The sequence below is a fragment of the Curvibacter cyanobacteriorum genome (genome assembly GCF_028649475.1).
In the GTDB taxonomy this organism is placed as follows: domain Bacteria; phylum Pseudomonadota; class Gammaproteobacteria; order Burkholderiales; family Burkholderiaceae_C; genus Curvibacter; species Curvibacter cyanobacteriorum.
On sequence record NZ_JAQSIP010000002.1, the window covers coordinates 435,570 to 452,795 of the forward strand.

The window sequence follows — 17,226 nt, forward strand, 5'->3', positions numbered from 1 at the left end:
GGCCAGGGTGGTGGGCAATTCAGTCATCTTTGATTTTCAGTTGCTCGGCCAGGCGGGTCCAGTGGGCGGTCTCGCTGGCCAGTTGTCGGTCGAATTCGTCGCCGCAGAGCAGGGCGGGTTCCATGCCCAGTTGTTGCAGCTTGTCGGTGCCGGCGCTGGAGCCAACGTAGCGGCTGACCTCGGTTTGCATTTTCTTGAGGGCCGCCTCGGGCAGTTGGGCCGGGGCCAGGACCCCGTACCAGGCGTCGGCCCGGTACGACTTGATGCCCGACTCCTCGAAGGTCGGCACCGCCGGCAAGGCTTCCGAGCGCTTGGGGCTGGCGATCGCCAGCGCCACCAGTTTGCCGGCTTTGACCGACGCCAGCACCGAGCCCAGCGAGGCGAACGACGCCGTGACCTGACCCGCCATCACATCGGCCAGCGCAGGGGCCGCGCCTTTGTAGGGCACATGGGTCAGCTGAACCCCCGCCCGCTGGGCAAAGTCCTCGGCCGCGAAGTGCACCGAACTGCCCAGCCCGGGCGAGGCGTAGGTGACGCCGCGGCCAGCGCCCTTGGCCTGCTGGACGAAGTCAGCCAGGTTGCGCAGGCCCGTTTGGGGCCCGACCACCAGCACGGTGGGGGTGGCGGCGATGCGGCACACCCCCTTGAAGGACTTGACCGGGTCGAACTGGATCTGGCGGCTGTACAGCGCCGCGATCATGGTGTGGTTGGTGGCCGCCATCAGCAGGGTGTGCTGGTCCTTGGCCTGGGCCACGGCCTGGGCCGCGATGATGGTGTTGGCCCCCGGGCGGTTGTCGACGATGACGGGCTGGCCGATCGATTTGCCCACCGCCTCGGCCAGGCTGCGGGCCACGATGTCGGTGGGCCCGCCGGCCGTGAACCCCACCAGCAGGCGCACCGGTTGGGTCGGCCAGGTGGGTGGGGTCTGGGCCCGCGCGCTCTGGCTGTTCGCCGCCAGCAGGAGCAGCGTCAGCAGCCCGCCCAGCCCGGACCGGGAGGCGACCCGTGTCGTGGTGGGCGTGTTGGACGCGAAGGGCCTGCTGGGCTTGGCGGGGGCGGAGGCCGCTTGGACGGCATGGGGTTGTGACATGGCGGACCTCACTGCTTCTCAAAGGCCGTGTGGGTCACCACCTTGCCCCAGGCTTCGGTGCTGTCCTTCAGCATTTTGGCCATGTCACTGGCGCCGATCTGGCGGGCCTCGGCGCCCATGTTGTCGGCGAAAGCCTTGAGGTCGGCCGAGGCCATGGCCTTGGCGATCTCCGCTTGCAACTTTTGCAGCACGGGCGCGGGGGTGTTCTTGGGGGCCCACAGGCCGGTCCAGTTGACCACCCCGTTCCAGCGCACGCCGGCCTCGGCGAAGGTCGGTGCGTCCGGCAAGGCGCTGACGCGTTTGTCACCACTGACCGCCAGCACGCGCATCTTGCCGCCCTTGACGTTGCCCATCACGCCTGCGGGCGAGGCGATCTGGAAGTCCACCGTGTTCGACAGCACAGCCTGCGTCGCTTCGCCCGCGCCTTTGAACGGCACATGCATGAAGTTCACCCCGGCGGCAATGCCCAAGGCCTCGGTGGCGAAATGGGGCGTGGTGCCCGGCCCGCCGGTGCCGTAGCTGACCCGGTTGGGCTCGCGCTTGGCGGCGGCCAGCAGGTCCTGCAGCTTGGTGTAGGGGGAGGTCGCGTTGACCGCCAGGGCCATGGGGGCAAAGACAAAAGCGCTGACCGGCACCAGGTCCTGGCCCACATCGAAGGGCAGTTTCTTGAAGATGTGGGGCAGCAACGAGAACGTGGTGTCGTTGGCCATCAGGGTGTAGCCGTCGGCTTCGGCACGGGCCACCTGGGTGGCGCCGATGGTGCCGGTGCCCCCCGCCTTGTTTTCGATGTAGAAGCTTTGGCCGGTTTGTTCGGTCAGCTTCTGGGCCAGCTTGCGGGTCACCACATCGACCGCGCCGCCCGGGCCGTAGGGCACGACGATCTTCACGGGTTTGCTGGGCCAGGCCGTGTCGGTTTGGGCGTGGCTCAGGCCAGCGGCGCTGCCCAGGGCCAGCGCGGCAAGTCCGATCCACGCGCGGCGTGCGGCGAGGCGGTTCTGGAGGGGCTTGGGGATTTGTCTCATGGTGTGTTGCTCTATCGGGGGGGGGGAATCAGTTCAGGGTGATCTGGGCACTGTGGATGACCTGGGCCCACTGTTTGAATTCGGCTTGCAAGAAGCGGGCGAATTCCGCCCGGCTGCTGCCCACGCTCTGGGCGCCCTGCTGGGCCAGGCGCTGGCGCACCTCGGGCCGGGCCACGATGGCGCGCACCTCGGTTTCCAGCTGGTTCAGCACGTCCACCGGTGTTTTGGCGGGGGCCCACAGGCCGTTCCATTCCTGGGCCACCAGGCCGGGGCTGCCCGCCTCGGACAGCGTGGGCACCTCGGGCAGGCTGGGCACCCGCGCTGCGGCGGTCACGGCCAGGGCGCGCAGCCTGCCGGCCTTGACCAGCGGCTGGCTGGCGCTCATGGCCGAGAACATCAGGTCGACCTGTCCGGCGGCCAGGTCGTTCAAGGCCGGGGCCCCCCCACGGTAGGGAATGTGGGTGATGTAGACCCGTTGCCGCTGCTTGAACAGCTCGGCCGCCAAGTGCTGGGCGCTGCCGTTGCCCGCCGACGCAAACGACAGGCCGCCTGGCTTGGCCCGCGCCGCGCGCAACAGGTCGGCCACGCTTTGCCACGGGGACTGGGCGGGCACCACCAGCAGCATCGGCACCTGCATCAACAGCGAGATGGGCGCGAAGTCCTTGAAGGGGTCAAACGGCAGGTGGGGCATCAACTGGGGGTTGACCGTGAAGCCGGTGGCGTCGAGCAGCAGGGTGTGGCCATCGGGGGCCGCCTGGGCCACGGCCGCGGCCCCGATCGAGCCGCCCGCGCCGGGCCGGTTGTCCACCAGCAGCGGGGTCTTGAGCCGCTCGCCGAGGGCGGTGGCCAGCCAGCGAGCGGTCTGGTCGGCGGCCCCGCCCGCAGGGTAGGGCACGATCAGCCGGATGGGGCGGTTGGGCCAGTCCGAGGGGCTGGCCGCCCGCACCGCGGGGGCCATCAGCAGGCTGCTCAGCCCGGCGCCCAGCAGGTGGCGGCGTTGGAAAGAAGGTGGCATGTTTGTCTCATTGTTCTGATGGGGAGTTGGCTTGGCCCCGGGGTTTACACGGTGGCGATCGGGGTCGCGGGGGAGCCCACCGCACCCGGCAGGCGCAGTGGTGGGGCGGTCAGCAGGAAGCGGTGGCGACCATGCTGGCGCAACCAGTCCGCCAGCTCGGTCAGGTACCACAGCTCACCGAGGTGGATGCCGTGCTTGAACAGGCAGTGCTCATGCAGCGGCAGGCGCGGCTGCCGCAGCGGCTGGGGGGACAGCAGCTTGGGCACCACGAGTTCGACCGCCGGGTTGTCCGCCAGCAGGCAGGCCAGGCGGCTGTCGGTGATCCAGTTCAGCAGCCGGGCGTCGTGCCCGTCCAGCCCGCTGCCGGTGGCGTGCAGCAAGGCCGGGTCAGGCTGGCGGTTCATGGCCAGCAGGGTGTCGGCGTAGCCGGTGTGCAGGCAGACCATGTCGCCGGCTTCGACCTCGATGCGGTCGGCGTCCAGCAAACGCATCAAGCGGTCGTAGCCCACGGCCTGGCGCTCGCGACCCAGGTGGTAGGCCAGGTCGATCATCACGCCGCGGCCCTGCACGCCGTGCTCGGCCAGGTGCTCGATGCCGAGTGCGGCCGCTTCCGGGCCCGGGTAACGGGCCCATGGCGCGCTGGCTTGCGGGTCCTCGGTGCCGGGGCGGATGTCGCGACCGGCGCGGTAGCCGTTGTAGAACACCGCTTCGGCCACGCCGTCGCCGTCGGCATCGAAGTGGCTGCCCACATGGGCCAGGCTGTCCCACTGGGTGCTGTACTGCAGGCTCATCAGCACCACATCGTCGTTGACCACATCGGTCAGGTCGGGGTCTTCGCTCTGGTAGGACCAGCAAAAGCCCTGTTGGCCCTGGCTCTGGCCGTCACGCAGCACGCTGTAGCGGCGCGGTGGCATGCGGCGCGGGTTCAGGCGCTGGCCACCGGGCACGTCCAGGGGCAGGGACAGGCAGAAGGTCCGCCCGACCTTCACCTCCGCCACGCCCTGCAGCACCTTGTGGGCGTCCACCAGGTTCATGCGGCCGCGTTGATCGTCGGGGCCGAACTCGCCCCAGCTGCTGCCGGGCGGGGCCTGGGTCCATCGGCGTTCAGCCATGGCGGTTCCTTTCGCTGGGTTCAGGCGGGTTGGGGGCTGGCCTGCAGCACGGCCAGTGAGTTGCGGGCCGCGGCCACGCCCATGTTGACGTAGGCGTCGCTGGTCACGCCCCCGATGTGGGGGCTGAGGATGAAGCCCGGCTGACCGTGGAAGGGGTGCGGGGCCACCATCGGTTCCACCGCAAAGCTGTCCAGTCCGGCCGCCTTGACCTGACCCGACTGCACCGCCGCCAGCAGGGCGGCTTCGTCGATCAGGCCACCGCGCGCGGTGTTGACCACGATGACCCCCGGTTTGCAACGGCCCAGGGTCTGGGCGTTGATCAATTGGCGGTTCTCTGGGGTCAAGGGGCAGTGCAGCGAGATCACGTCGGCTTGTTGCCACAGCGTGTCCAGGTCCACCGGGGTGATGTACGCCGGCAGGTCGCGGGCGAAGGGGTCAAAGCCGATCACGCGCAGGTTCATGGCGTGGCACATGCGCGCAAATCGCTGGCCAATGGCCCCCAGCCCCACCAGCCCCACGGTGCGGCCGCCCAGCTCCAGGCTCTTGTGGGTGGCTTTGTCCCAGTGGCCCTGGTGCATGCGCTCGTTCAGCGCCACCACCGACTTGGCGCAGGCCAGCATCAGGGCCAGGGCCTGCTCGGCCACCGCGGCGGCGTTGGCGCCGACCGCGGCCGTCACGGCAATGCCCCGCTCGGCGGCCGCCACCTTGTCGATGGTATCGGTGCCGCTGCCATGCTTGGAGATCACGCGCAGCGCGGGGGCCGCGTCCATGACCTCGGCCGTCACGCTGCTGTAGCGCACGATGATCGCGACCGGGTTGTGGCGCCGCGCCAGCGCGACGATGTCGGCCACCTGCGGGGTCTTGCCGGCGTACACGATCTCGTAGTCGCTCAGCAGGGCCAGCGCCGCCGGGGCCAGGTCCGCTGCGGTGATCAAAATGGTGCCGCGGGTCATCACAGCACCTCGCCTTCGCGCAGCACGCCGGCGGCCACCAGCGAGGCGGTCAGCCATTTGGCGGCGGTGTCGCCGTTCTTGATGGCGGCAATGCGCTTGGCTTCGGCCTGCACCTTGTGCGCGGCCAGGGGCAGCAGGCCGGGCAGCTGCTCACGCTCCACCACCACCACGCCGTCGCCGTCGCCGATCACCAGGTCGCCTGCGCGCACCGTCACGCCACCGCAGGAGATGGGGTGGCCGATGCGACCGCCGTTGTTCTTGGTCGGGCCGTTGGGGTTGGTCCCGACCGAGAACACCGGGAAGTCCATCTCGTCGATCTCCAGGCTGTCGCGCACGGCGCCGTCCAGGATCACGCCGGCCAGGCCCAGCTGGCGCGCGGCGGTCATCATGATGGTGCCCATCAAGGCCGAGGTCTGGTCCCCCTTGCCATCGACCACCAGCACGTCACCAGGCTTGGCCAGCGACATGGCGGCGTGGATCATGAGGTTGTCGCCGGGGCGGACCTCGACGGTGAAGGCGGGGCCCGCGACCTTCATGCGCGGGCGCAGGGCCTGGATGCGGCCATGCAGGGCACCGCGGCGGCCTGCGATGTCCGAAAAGATCGCGGGTTGGTATTGGCTGGCCTGGGCCACGTCTTCGGGGCTGACGCGGGGAAAGTCTTTGATGATGTCTGGGCTGCTCATGGCGTGTTGTGTGGTGAGGTGAAAGGGGTCAAGAAAAAGAAAGTTCCAGCAGGGTCCGGGTCGGGGCTCAGTCGATGCGGGCGCCGGCCTCGCGCACGATCTGGCCCCAGCGTTGCACGTCGGTTTTCAGCAGCGCAGCGAATTCGGCTTGGGTTCCGCCCAGCACTTCGCCACCTTCGCCCATCAGGCGGGAGCGCACGGCAGGCGACTTCAGCGCCTGGTTGATGGCCTGATTCAAGTGCTCGAGCACCGGGGCCGGGGTGCCGGCCGGGGCCAGGAAGCCGAACCAGGTGTTGGCCTCGAAGCCTTTGAGGCCCGATTCGGCCACGGTCGGCACCTGGGGCAGTTGGTTGGAGCGTTTGTCGGAGGTGACCGCCAGCGCCCGCAGTCGGCCCCCCTTGATGTGGCTGAGGGCGGTCGGGACCGAGGCGACATAGACGTCAATCTGTCCCCCCATGAGGTCGGTCAGGGCCTGGGCCGAGCCCTTGTAGGGCACGTGCTGCATCCGGATGCCAGCGGCCTTGTGCAACTGCTCCACGGCCAGGTGAGCGACCGTTCCATTGCCCGGGGTGCCAAACAGCAAGCGGTCCGGGGCCTTGCGGGCCGCGTTCAGCAACTCCTCGAGGTTTTTGAGCTTGGAGTCGACCGGCACCACGATGACCAGCGGGGCGGTGGCGGCCAGCACCACCGGCTTCAGGTCTTTCAAAGGGTCGTAGGGCAGCTTGGCGTAAAGCGTGGGGTTGATGGCCAGGTTGCTGGTTTGGCCCAGCACCAGGGTGTAGCCATCGGCCGGGGCCTTGGCCACCGCGTCAACGCCCAGGTTGCCACCGGCGCCAGGCTTGTTGTCCACCACCACGCTCCACTTCGGGCCATCGGACAGCTGCTGTCCGACTGCGCGGGCAATGATGTCGGTGCCCCCGCCAGCGGGAAAGGGCACCACCAGTCGGACCGGTTTGCTGGGAAAGGTGTCGGCCTGGGCCAGGCCGAAATGGGCGCCGAGGCCCAGCAGGGGCCAGGCCAAGAGGGTGGCCTTGAGCAGGCTGCGATGGGTGAGGTTCACGTTGTCTCCTGTGGTCAAACCGGGGGAAGGGAGGCCTGTTGGGGGCGGCCTTTGTCTTGGCGGTGGACTTTAGGAGTTCGTTTCAACAAGTACAATGCGGTTTCACTGTGCAGACCAAGGTCCACCATGCGAAACAAAAAACAAGCGCCTGAAGGGGGCGATCCAGGTCCGGCCGACGCCTCTGTGGCCACGGACAGCGACGCGGGGGCGGGCAGCCCGGGCGGGGTGGTGGCGGTCACGCGGGCGCTGCGCCTGCTGGAGGCCTTTGGCATGGACGACGCTTTCCTCAGCCTGGCCGAGTTGAGCCGCCGCACCGGCATGCACAAGACCACCGCCCTGCGCCTGGCCCGCACCCTGGCCGCCGACCACTACCTGGTGCAGCGCGACGACGGTGCCTGGCGCCTGGGCCGGGCCGCGGGCTGGCTGGGGGCCTGTTACCAGGCCACCTTCGATGTGCACGACCTGGTGGAACCCGTGCTGCGCGAGCTCACCATCCAGACCGGCGAAAGTGCGTCTTTCTACGTGCGCGAAGGCGAGCTGCGCACCTGCCTGGCGCGGGTCGATGGCCCGCGCACCATCCGCCACCATGTGCGCGTGGGGCTGGGGCTGCCCTTGAACCTGGGCGCGCCGGGGCGGGTCATCCTGGCGTTCTCGGGCGAGCCCGGCGAGCCCTACGAGTCGATTCGCCAGCGGGGCTACCACCTGTCCTTGGGCGAGCGCGAGCCCGAGGTGTCCAGCGTGTCGGCGCCGGTGTTTGGCCTGCACTGGAAGTTGCTGGGGTCGGTCTGCATTTCAGGGCCGACTTCGCGCCTCAACGAAGCGGTGTTGCTGGACCTGGCGCAGACCATCATCCAGGCGGCCAATCAGCTGTCCTACGCGCTGGGCGGCAGCCGCAAGCCCGCGCTGGCCGCAGGCCCGCTCAAGGCCAACGCCTGGCACCCCTGAGGCGCTGCCTGGGCTGCGCGCGGTCTGTGTGCGGTCTGTGCGCGGGGCCGTGGCCTCGGGGGTAACGCTCAGCGCGCGGCGCTCGCGGCGGCAGCCCCGTCGGCACGGGGTGGGCGGCCTTTGAGCCGGCGCTTGGCCTCGTACATGGCCTGGTCGGCCAGGGTCAGCAGCTGGCTGGGTTGCTGGCCATCGGTCGGGTGGAAGGCCACCCCCACGCTGGTCGAGACTTGCACCTCGGTGCCGGAGGGCAGGCGCACCGGCTGGCGCACCGCGTGTTCCACGCGCTGGATGATCAGCTGGGCTTCATCGGTCTGGTGCAGCGAATTCAGCAACAGCACGAATTCGTCGCCACCGAGGCGGGCCACGGTGTCGTGGGCCCGCACCGCGTCCAGCAGGCGCTTGGCCATGGCCTTGAGCAGCAGGTCGCCGGCCTCGTGACCGTGTTGGTCGTTGACGGCCTTGAAGCCGTTCAAGTCCAGGTAGCACACAGCGGTCAGGGTCTTGGCGCGCTCGTGCAGCGCAAAGGCCTGGCGCATGCGGTCCGACAGCAGCAGCCGGTTGGGCAGGTGGGTCAGCGGGTCGTGGAAGGCGATGTGCTCCACCTGCGCCTGGTACTGCTTCATCTCGGTGATGTCCTGCAGCAACCAGAGCGACTCGTTGCTGTCTTCTGACAGCTGGACCCCGTTGAGGTCGATCCACAACGTGTCGCCATTGGCCTTGCGCATGGGCATCTGGCGGCGGAAATGCTGGCCGCTGCGCAGGGTGGCGTAGGCATCGCGACCGAAGGCCTCATGGTCCTCCGGCGAGGCGTACAGGCATTCGGTGGGCTGGTTCAGCAGGGCGCCGGGCTCGTAGCCGAAGATGCGCTCCAGGGCGCGATTGCGCCAGACCATGCGCCGGTCTTTGACGCGGGCAATGCCCAGCATGTCGTTGTCCAGCATGGCTTCTTGCTCGCTGTTGAGCTGGCGCAGCTGCTTGCGCATGGCGAACAGCTCGGTCACGTCGTACATGACGGTGCGGCTCATGAGGAACTGCCCGTCGGCGTCGCGCAACGCGGTGGCCTGCATGCTGATGCGCCGCGTCTCGCCATGGCGTCCGGTCAGGTTGAACTCCAGCGGGCCCACCTGGCCTTGCTCGATGAGGCGGGGCATGTGCTCATCGAAGCGGGCGCGGCCGGCTTCGTCAAAAAAGTCCCTGGGCCCCAGGTGGCCCAGCGCCTCTTCGCGGCGGCAACCCAGCCAGGACAGGGCCAGCGAATTGATCCGGACAAAGCGCCCCTGGGCGTCCAGCGAGTGGTAGCCGCAGGGGGCGTTGTCGTAGAGGTCCTGGAACTCATGCGAGACCCGTTGCAGCGCCTCCTCGAGCGCCTTGCGCTCGGTGATGTCGCGCCCCACCGACTGCCATTCGAGCAACTGCCCGTCTGCGTCGTAGAAGGCCTGGTTGATGAAGTGGCACCAGCGCACCTGCCCCTCGCCGTTGAGCACGCGGTTCTCGATCGACATCACCGGGCGTTCCGGGTGGGTGGCGGCCAGCGCGGCCTGCACCCGCTCGAGGTCGTCGGGGTAGACGACCGGCGACCACACCTGGCCCAGGATCTCTTCGCGGCGCACGCCGAACTGGCGGCAGAACGCCTCGTTGACGTAGCTGAGGGTCAGGTCGGCCCGGAAGCGGCAGATCAGCTCGGACTGCTCCTCGAGGATGGACCGGTACTGCTCCTCGCGCAGCTTGATCTCCTGCGTGCGTTCCTCGACCTTGTGTTCGAGGCTCAGGTTGGCCTCACGCAGCTCGCGCTGGCTGCTCAGCAGGTGCTGGGTCAGCTGGCGCAGGCTGTCGCGCAGGTGGCCGAACTCCAGCGTGTTGGCCCGGATCTCAAAGTCAGCCCCTTCGCCGGTTTCGTCGATCCGGCGCGCCATCTCGGCCAGGCGCTCCAGGGGCTGGCTGAAGCGCTGGGCGATCCAATAGATCATCAGCATCAGCAGGGCCGTCAGCAGCAGGGCCAGGGTCACGATCAGGCGGTGCACCTCTTGCACCGGGGCCAGGGCCTGGTCCAGCGGTTGGCGCAGCACGATCTTCCAGCGCAGGCTCTGGGCGGTGAATGAGGGCACCTCGACAGAGGCGGTCAGGTAATCCCCCCCATCGCCCCAGGCCTGCACCCGGTAATCGTCCAGCAAGGGGGGCTCCTTCAGTGTGCGCATCAGGTCGGCCTGGCCGGAGGGGTGCAGCACTGCGCCAGCCTCGCTGACGATCAGCAACTCGATGCCATTCGGGGCCCGCACCCCGGCGCTGGCCTGTTGCACCAGGCGGGTCACCCAGGTCCAGTTGAGGTGGGTGGCGGCAACCCCCAGCACGCGGCCGTCGGGGGCCCGGATGGGGGCAGCAAAGTCCAGGAAGCGCAGTGGCTCCTTGGCGTTCTCGGCGCCCAGCAGTTTGGCCAATAACACCGCTTCATGGGCGTCGCCGACATAGGGGCCTTGGAGTCCGCCGCTGAACCAAGGCCGCTGTTGCACGGACTGGCCCAGCAGCAGCCCGCCGGTGGCGCTGCGCACCCGGCCAGTCGGGTCGGCAATGCCGATCCACGAGTAGGCCGGGAAGGTTTGTTTGAGTTCGTCCAGGTAGGACGACGACAAGGCCGAGTCCAACTCGCCCGAGGTCAGCAGGTGGTTGCGGCTCAACAGCGCGATGTCGCGCTCGCGTTCGAGCATGCCGTCAGCCAGCGCATGGGCGACCGGGCGGCCCACATGCAGCAGGGCCTCACCGCTGCTGCGCAACACGCGCTCGGTGGCCAGGCGGTCCGCGTACACGGCCAGCAGCAGCGCGACCAGCAGGGACGCGCTGCCGAACAGCAGGGTCAGGCGGGCGCGCGACGAGCGCAGCCAGAGGGTGTCACGAAAGGGGGCTAAAGCAGCAGGCATGCAATCGAACCTGGCGGGAGGGACGCTCATTTTGCTTGGAACTGGGGCGAGGCCGATGGCATTTCTCGCAATTCACGGGGAGGGCTTGCCCCGATGACTGCGCGCATCAGACCGATCAAGTCAGCGACTGGCAGTTGATAAGCTTGATCTAGGTTAAATATTTCGCCCAAAATAACCCACAAATTTACCGTTATATTTGCTAAATTAAAGCCTTTGATAGGTAAATTTATTAAAGGTGAATTTGATATGGCAATTCCTGCACTTGGTCACCCCTGCTGGCAAAAGTTGGCCGCCGGCGGTTTGTCAAAGATCCGGACCCAGCACTTGGGCACCCAATTGCTGGCCAAGCGCATCGAGCGCAGCACCGATCCCCTGCCGGCCCGGGCCGCTGAAGTGCATGCCTTCTTCACCAAATGGGAACGCATCTTGCCGACCGAAATTGCCCAACTGACCACTGTTTGAGGACCGAACCATGAACGAACTGATTTCCGTGCAGGCTGCGGCCGAGCTGATCCGCCGGGGCACCCCCCTGAGCCTGGCCGGTCCCGAATCGGCGCTGGACCAGTTGCCGGCCGGCAACTGGATTGGCGGCACCATCCCGTACTTCATGGTCGCCTCGGGCGGCGTGGTGGTGCAAGAAGGCCAGGTGTTTGCCACCGACCTGTCGCCCGCCGGTGAAGTGAGCATTGCCAGCTACGGCCCCGAGTCGCTCGGCGACATCAGCCGCAACGGCCCGGACAACGGCTTTGCCGTGACCATCCTGCCCGCGGGCAGCAGCTCGCACCAGAAGTTTGCCGCCGACGCCGCCAACTTCGAAGACGCGTTTCTCAAACCCACCGTGGGTTGGATCGCCGGGGTGCACCTGTCGGACCTTGGCCAGCAGACCCCCAAGGTCTATGACGGCCGCACCGCCACCAAGTACGAAGACCGGGCCGTGGTGGCCTACGTCAAGCTGCCAGACGACAAGCTGGCCTCGATCGAGATCGTCAACCTGTTCGAGCCCGAAGAAGGCGACCTGCTGCAGTTCGAGCAGACCACCTTCAGCGTCGACCAATGCCTGGTCAACGGCCAACCCACCAACTTTGCCAGCTACGTGCGTCAGCGCGGCCTGGAGAGCGGTCAGTTGCCGCTGGTGGGCGACTTTGCCGGCGCGCACCTGAACGTCTCGCTGCAGAGCGTGGGCGAAGCCGGCGGCACCGTGGTGCTGTACGCCCCGGTGTTCCCCGGCGTGGACTACCGCTTTGCCAAGCCGGTGGGGGACTACGCGGCGGCCTTCCGCGCCCGCCTGGCCGACCAAAACACCGACGGCCTGGCGCTGTCCTGCAACTGCATCTTGAACTTTGTCTTTGGCGACCTCGAGGGCAAGGCCATCGGGGGCATGGCGGGGCCGATCACCTTCGGTGAGATCGCCTACCAATTGCTCAACCAAACCATGGTGAGCGTGCGCATCCAGTGAGGCACTGCCCCGATGCGTCCGGGGCCGCGGGCCGTGGGTGACACCGCCCGCCCGGCCCCAGACCGGTTTCCTGAGCGGCCCCTGGTGGGCCGTTGTCGTTTCAGCACCGCCAACCCGGGCCTTGAGACCTCGCTGCGCCGCCTTGTCGCGCCGCCAGGACTGCCTGCGGTTGGGTGCCCCGGCGCCAGCGCCCAGCGGCGATGGGCGGGATCGTGTTCGTGGTTCCCAGGGGCCGGCCCGCTAGGGCGGGGCCGGAGGCACTAACATCCGGGGCATGAGCGACACCTACCTCGTCACCACTTACGCCGACAAAGACCAGGTCAAGGCCCTGGGGGCCCGCTGGGATCCGGCGCGCCGTCAGTGGCGGGTGCCCGCGGGGCTGGACCTGGCCCCGTTCGCGCGCTGGCTGCCGCACAGTGCGGCCGGGGCCGCAGCGCCGCCAGGGGGCGACCCCTCGGCTTCGGGCGCGCTGCCTTTGACCGCGCCGGCGACCGTGTCGTCATCGCTGGCCCCCCTGGGGGCGCAGGGCATCCCGCTGTCGCGCCTGCTCAACGGGGTGGCGCTGGCCGTGTCGGAGGCTTTTCGGGACGGGGTCTGGACCACCGTGGAACTGGTCGATGTGCGCATCCGTCAGCACGTCTACCTGGAGCTGGCCGAGCGCGACGCCCACGGCAGCACGCTGGCCAAGGCGCACGCCATGGTCTGGTCCAACCAGGCGCAGCGCATCTTGCCGCAGTTCCAGCAGGCCACCGGGATCGAGCTGGCCGCGGGGCTCAAGCTGCTGGTGCGGGCGCGCCCGGTGTTCAAGGCGCAGTATGGGTTTTCGCTCGAGATCGACGCCATCGACCCCCACTACACCCTGGGCGATCTGGAGGCTAGCAAACGCGAGATCCGTGAGCGCCTGACCCGCGAGGGCCTGTTCGAGCGCAACCGCCAGCTGCCCCCGCCCTGGGACTTCAACCACATCCTGGTGGTGGCGCCCGAAGGCGGTGCCGGCCTGGGCGACTTCCAGGCCGAGGCGTCGCGGCTCGAGCGCCACGGCCTGTGCCACTTCCGCTATGTCTACAGCCGTTTTCAGGGCGAGGGGGCCGCGAGCGACATCCGCCAGCAGCTGTTGGCCGCGCTCGAGCAGATCGACGCCAACCACCCGTGGCAGCCCGATGCGGTGGTGCTGATCCGGGGCGGCGGTGCCGTCAACGACCTGGCCTGGCTCAACGATTACGCGCTGGCCCGCTGCCTGTGCGAGCTGCCCGTGCCGGTCTTCACCGGCATTGGCCATGAGCGTGACAACACCGTGCTCGACGAGGTGGCGCAACAGCGTTTTGACACCCCGTCCAAAGTGATCGCCGGCATCGAGCAGCAGATCCGCGAACGCGCCTGGCAGGCCCAGGCCCTGTTTGAGGCCATCACCCAGCAGGCCCGGCGCACGCTGGAGCAGGCGCGCTGGCAGGTGACCGACTGCCACCACCAGGTGCAGGTGGGGGCGCGCAGCCAGCTGGCGCAGGCGCGCAGTCAGGTGGCCAGCCACCTGGGCGAGCTGCGCGTGCAGGCCGCGCACACGGTTCGGCTGGGCGCCGAGCTGGCGCAGGCGCGGCTGTCGGAGGTCAAGACCGAGGCGCGCGCGCAGCTGTTCAGCGCCCAGCGCGAGGTGCCGGCCCTGATCAACGAGGTGCGCGCGGAGGCCCGCCAGGCGCTGCGCAGTGCGCGGCTGCAGACGCGCGCCGAGCTCGGCACGGTGACCGGTCTGTCGTCGGCCGCGCTGCGGCAGCAAAAAGAGCAACTGCAACACCGCTGGACCGAGCTGACCCAGCAGGCGCGCCAGTCGATCGTTGACGCCCGCGAGGGCAGCACCAGCCTGATGCGCGAGATCGCGGGCCAGGGCCCGAGCAAAACGCTGGGCCGCGGGTTTGCCGTGGTGCGCAGCGCGCGCGGCGAACCCATCACCAGTGCCTCGGCCGAGGCCGGGGACATCACCCTTCAATTCCATGACGGCCAGCGGGCCGCCCAACTCCTCAAGCCATGAAGCACACGTTCAAGGAATCCTACGGCGTCCTGCAACGCCACGCCCAAACCCTGCGTGAGCAACGCGAACCCAACATCGACGACCTGCTGCAGATCGTCGAAGAGTCGGTCAGTGCCTACAAGATTTGCCAGGCGCGCATCGATGCGGTCGAAAAGGCGCTGGAGAAAGAATTGGGCAGCGAGGCGGCCGCGGGGGCCGCAGGCGTGCCGTCGGGCACCGAGCCGGAGGCCGCCGTGGCCGCCAGCCCGGCGCCGCGCCGTGCTGCCAAGGCGGCCCTGGCGTCTGCTTCGTCCGCTGCCCCCGTTTCACCGCCTGCGCCGCAACCCCCGGTCAACGACGACGACATCCCGTTCTGACCGACCCTGGACCAAGGCGCGTCCAGCCCGGGCTGACGGGGCCCCGGCACGGCATCGGCCCGCCCCCCCCGGGGGCTTGGCTGGCCTGGTCTTCAGCCCACAGCGCTGTCCGGTTCGGGTTCCTCCAGCACAAAGCCCACGCCGTACACCGAGCGGATCCATTCGCTGCCCGGTGCGGCCTGGTTCAGTTTGCGGCGCAGGTTCTTGATGTGGCTGTCGATGGCGCGTTCGGTCACGTCAAGCTCGTTCGCGTACACCCGGTCCAGCAGTTGCTGGCGCGAATAGGTGCGGCCCGGGCTGGCGTGCAGCACCTGCAGCAGTTCGAACTCGCGCCGGGTCAGCTCAAGCGCCTGCTGGTCCAGCGTGGCCTGCCAGCGCTCCGCATCCAAGTGCAGTCGCGTCGGGGCCGGGGGCGGGGCGGTGGCGGGCTGGGCTGCGCTGCGGCGCAGCACGGCCTTGACCCGGGCCACCACCTCGCGCGGGGAAAAGGGCTTGCAGATGTAGTCATCAGCGCCGGTTTCCAGGCCCAGCAGGCGGTCCAGTTCCTCGACCCGGGCGGTGATCAGGATCACGGGCAGCTGGGGCTCGCGCTGGCGAAGGTCGCGCAACAGGCTCAGGCCATCCAGGCCAGGCAACATGATGTCGAGCAGCAGCAGGGCCGGGCGTTGCGCCTGCAGCGCCTGGGCCGCGCTGAGGCCGTCGTGGAAGCACTGCACTGGGTAGGCGGCGGCCAGCAGGTAGTCGGCCAGCACGCTGGCGATGTCGACTTCGTCTTCGACGATGAAAATCGGGGCGGTCATGGGGTGTGGCTGGGCGCCGGGGCCGCCTGACTTGTCGTCCCAGGCGGCGTTGGAGCCTTTGAATTCAGTGGCAGGTAGAGGCTGGCCCGCAGGCCGCCCAGGGCTGACAGCGTCAGCGTCAAGCGCCCGCCATGGGCTTCGACCAGGCGCTGGACGATGCTCAATCCCAGGCCCGAGCCGCCCAGCGCCCGGTTGCGCGAGCTGTCGGCGCGGTAGAAGCGCTCGGTCAGGCGCTGCAGTTCGTCGGCGCGCGGCGCCGGGGCGCTGTCGTCGACATGCAGCCACAGCCCCTCGGGGGGGCTGCTGCCTTCGCGCGGGCCCACCGCCTCGGCCGAGACATGCACCTGCCCCCCGGCCTGGGTGTAGCGCAGGCTGTTTTCCAGCAGGTTCATGAACACCTGCTGCAGTCGGCGTTCGTCGCCTGGCAGCTGCCAGTGGGTGGGGGCCTGTTCGCACAGCGGGTCCAACGTCAGCCGCAGGCCGGCCTGCGCAAAACGCTCGCGCATCCAGTCCACGCTCTCCTTGAGCAGGGGCAATGGCTGCACGGAGTCGGGCAGCGGCAGGGCCGGCGCGTCGGGCTCGTGCAGGCTCAGGCGCAGGTCGTCCACCAGTTGGCCGAGCCGCATCACCTGGCGGTGCAGGCGTTCGGTGGTGCTGGCGTTGAAGGGGCGGATGCCGTCTTGCAGCGCCTCGATCTCGGCCCGCATGGCGGCCAGCGGCGTGCGCAGTTCGTGCGCCACATCGCTGAGCCAGCGCTGGCGCGAGGCTTCGAACGAGGCCAGTTCCTGGTTCATGTGGTTGAAGGTTTGGCTCAAGGCGGCCAACTCGTCATCGCCCTGGGTGGGCAGCGGCGCCGCCGGCTGGCCCCGCGCCACCTGTTGGGCCGCCTGGATCAGGGCGGTGATGGGACGCAACCAGCGCTGGCTCAGGCGCCACGAAATCAGCAGCGCCAGCAGCAGGCCCACGCCACCAGCCCACAGCGCAAACTGCAGTTGCTGGGCCAGAAACGCCTGGTTGGTTTGGCCCCCGAGGTGGCGCAGGGGCAGCACCGCGAGGTAGCCCACGGTGCGCCCCTGGTGGTCGATCGGGCTGCGCAGCGCGGCGGCCAGCGGTTCGCTGGGCACGGCGCCGGCCAGGCGCTGCTGGCCATCGGGCCCCAGCAACACCAGCCGCGGGTAGACCGAGTCGGGGCCGCCGCCGTCGGCGGGTTTGGGGCCCGGTCCCCGGGGTCGCGGGGGCGGCTCGGACTCGGGGCGCGGCGGCCAAGATGGGGGCTGTGGGTGGGGCTGTGGGTCGCCGGGCGACGGGGGGCCTGGTGGCCCATCGCCGCGGTGGGCGGGGGGGCCGGAGCGGTCGAACGGCGGGCCAGGTGGTTGGCCCGGTCCGCCGCCCGGGTTCGGACCCCGTGGCAGGGCCCCCGGTGGCCCACTGGGGGCCCCTTGGGACACCAAGGCGGCGTCGCCCTCGCGGGGGGCGGGGCGGCGGCGCAGCAGTTGCGACCAGGCGTCGGGCTCGTCGCTCAGGAACGCCCAGCTGCCTTGCTCGGCGTAGCGTTGGGCCAGTCGGCTGTTGAGCCAGTCCATGCGGCTCAGTTCGATCTCGGCGACAAAGTCGCCCAGGCTGTGTTGCAGGCCCCAGCGTGTCAGCGCGAGGAACACCAGCACGATGCTCAGCAACAGGCCGCTGAGGGCCAGGAACAGTTTGCGCGGCAGGGTGAGGCGGGGCATGGCGTGCAGCAACACGGCGCCAGGCAGCGCCGCCGGTCAGGAACAAAGCGCGATTTTGCGGCATGCGCAGAG

General features: G+C 69.1%; 15 protein-coding genes. 5 read left to right on the top strand and 10 right to left on the bottom strand.

All coding sequences use genetic code 11. The annotated features are described in order from the left end of the window. Positions 1-19: 19 nt before the first annotated feature. From PSQ40_RS05480 to PSQ40_RS05510, 7 genes are all read right to left on the bottom strand, one after another. Entirely contained in the window at positions 20-1,090 is a 1,071-nt protein-coding gene (locus PSQ40_RS05480) for a Bug family tripartite tricarboxylate transporter substrate binding protein (protein WP_273949414.1), read from the bottom strand. An 8-nt stretch (positions 1,091-1,098) separates the two neighbouring features. Further along, entirely contained in the window at positions 1,099-2,112 is a 1,014-nt protein-coding gene (locus PSQ40_RS05485; RefSeq protein WP_273949415.1) for a Bug family tripartite tricarboxylate transporter substrate binding protein, read from the bottom strand. Between the two features lie 28 nt (positions 2,113-2,140). Then, positions 2,141-3,127, bottom strand: a complete 987-nt coding sequence (locus PSQ40_RS05490) for a tripartite tricarboxylate transporter substrate binding protein (RefSeq protein ID WP_273949417.1) — start codon at positions 3,125-3,127, stop codon at positions 2,141-2,143. A gap of 44 nt (positions 3,128-3,171) precedes the next feature. Continuing rightward, on the bottom strand, positions 3,172-4,239 hold the full coding sequence (locus tag PSQ40_RS05495) for a cyclase family protein (protein ID WP_273949420.1): 1,068 nt from the start codon (positions 4,237-4,239) through the stop codon (positions 3,172-3,174). A gap of 20 nt (positions 4,240-4,259) precedes the next feature. Next, entirely contained in the window at positions 4,260-5,192 is a 933-nt protein-coding gene (locus PSQ40_RS05500) for an NAD(P)-dependent oxidoreductase (protein WP_273949423.1), read from the bottom strand. Then, positions 5,192-5,875, bottom strand: a complete 684-nt coding sequence (locus PSQ40_RS05505) for an RraA family protein (protein WP_273949426.1) — start codon at positions 5,873-5,875, stop codon at positions 5,192-5,194. Before PSQ40_RS05505 ends, PSQ40_RS05500 begins: the two co-directional genes overlap by 1 nt. 67 nt (positions 5,876-5,942) lie before the next feature. Further along, positions 5,943-6,935, bottom strand: coding sequence for a Bug family tripartite tricarboxylate transporter substrate binding protein (locus PSQ40_RS05510; protein ID WP_409338551.1), 993 nt, complete (start codon positions 6,933-6,935; stop codon positions 5,943-5,945). A 126-nt stretch (positions 6,936-7,061) separates the two neighbouring features. Here PSQ40_RS05510 and PSQ40_RS05515 point away from each other — a divergent pair, with 126 nt between their 5' ends. Continuing rightward, positions 7,062-7,880 (top strand): IclR family transcriptional regulator, encoded by an 819-nt coding sequence (locus tag PSQ40_RS05515; RefSeq protein ID WP_273949428.1) that lies wholly within the window; start codon positions 7,062-7,064, stop codon positions 7,878-7,880. Between the two features lie 68 nt (positions 7,881-7,948). On the opposite strand, the gene PSQ40_RS05520 is transcribed toward PSQ40_RS05515, so the two are convergent. Further along, the gene (locus tag PSQ40_RS05520; RefSeq protein ID WP_273949431.1) at positions 7,949-10,792 is read right to left on the bottom strand and encodes a diguanylate cyclase domain-containing protein; all 2,844 of its coding nucleotides are present in this window, start codon (positions 10,790-10,792) and stop codon (positions 7,949-7,951) included. A gap of 324 nt (positions 10,793-11,116) precedes the next feature. On the opposite strand from PSQ40_RS05520, the gene PSQ40_RS05525 reads away from it, so the two are divergent. The 4 genes from PSQ40_RS05525 (at position 11,117) to xseB (ending at position 14,627) form a co-directional block, all read left to right on the top strand. After that, entirely contained in the window at positions 11,117-11,254 is a 138-nt protein-coding gene (locus PSQ40_RS05525; RefSeq protein ID WP_273949433.1) for a hypothetical protein, read from the top strand. A gap of 10 nt (positions 11,255-11,264) precedes the next feature. Continuing rightward, positions 11,265-12,248 (top strand): DUF6976 family protein, encoded by a 984-nt coding sequence (locus PSQ40_RS05530; RefSeq protein ID WP_273949436.1) that lies wholly within the window; start codon positions 11,265-11,267, stop codon positions 12,246-12,248. 274 nt (positions 12,249-12,522) lie between these two features. Next, a complete protein-coding gene (gene xseA, locus PSQ40_RS05535) occupies positions 12,523-14,271 on the top strand; it encodes an exodeoxyribonuclease VII large subunit (protein ID WP_273949438.1) in 1,749 nt (582 codons plus the stop codon). Next, positions 14,268-14,627, top strand: a complete 360-nt coding sequence (gene xseB / locus PSQ40_RS05540) for an exodeoxyribonuclease VII small subunit (protein ID WP_273949441.1) — start codon at positions 14,268-14,270, stop codon at positions 14,625-14,627. Before xseA ends, xseB begins: the two co-directional genes overlap by 4 nt. Before the next feature lie 92 nt (positions 14,628-14,719). On the opposite strand, the gene PSQ40_RS05545 is transcribed toward xseB, so the two are convergent. Next, positions 14,720-15,427, bottom strand: a complete 708-nt coding sequence (locus tag PSQ40_RS05545; protein WP_273949443.1) for a response regulator — start codon at positions 15,425-15,427, stop codon at positions 14,720-14,722. Continuing rightward, positions 15,424-17,154, bottom strand: a complete 1,731-nt coding sequence (locus PSQ40_RS05550) for an ATP-binding protein (RefSeq protein WP_273949445.1) — start codon at positions 17,152-17,154, stop codon at positions 15,424-15,426. Before PSQ40_RS05550 ends, PSQ40_RS05545 begins: the two co-directional genes overlap by 4 nt. Positions 17,155-17,226: the final 72 nt, after the last annotated feature.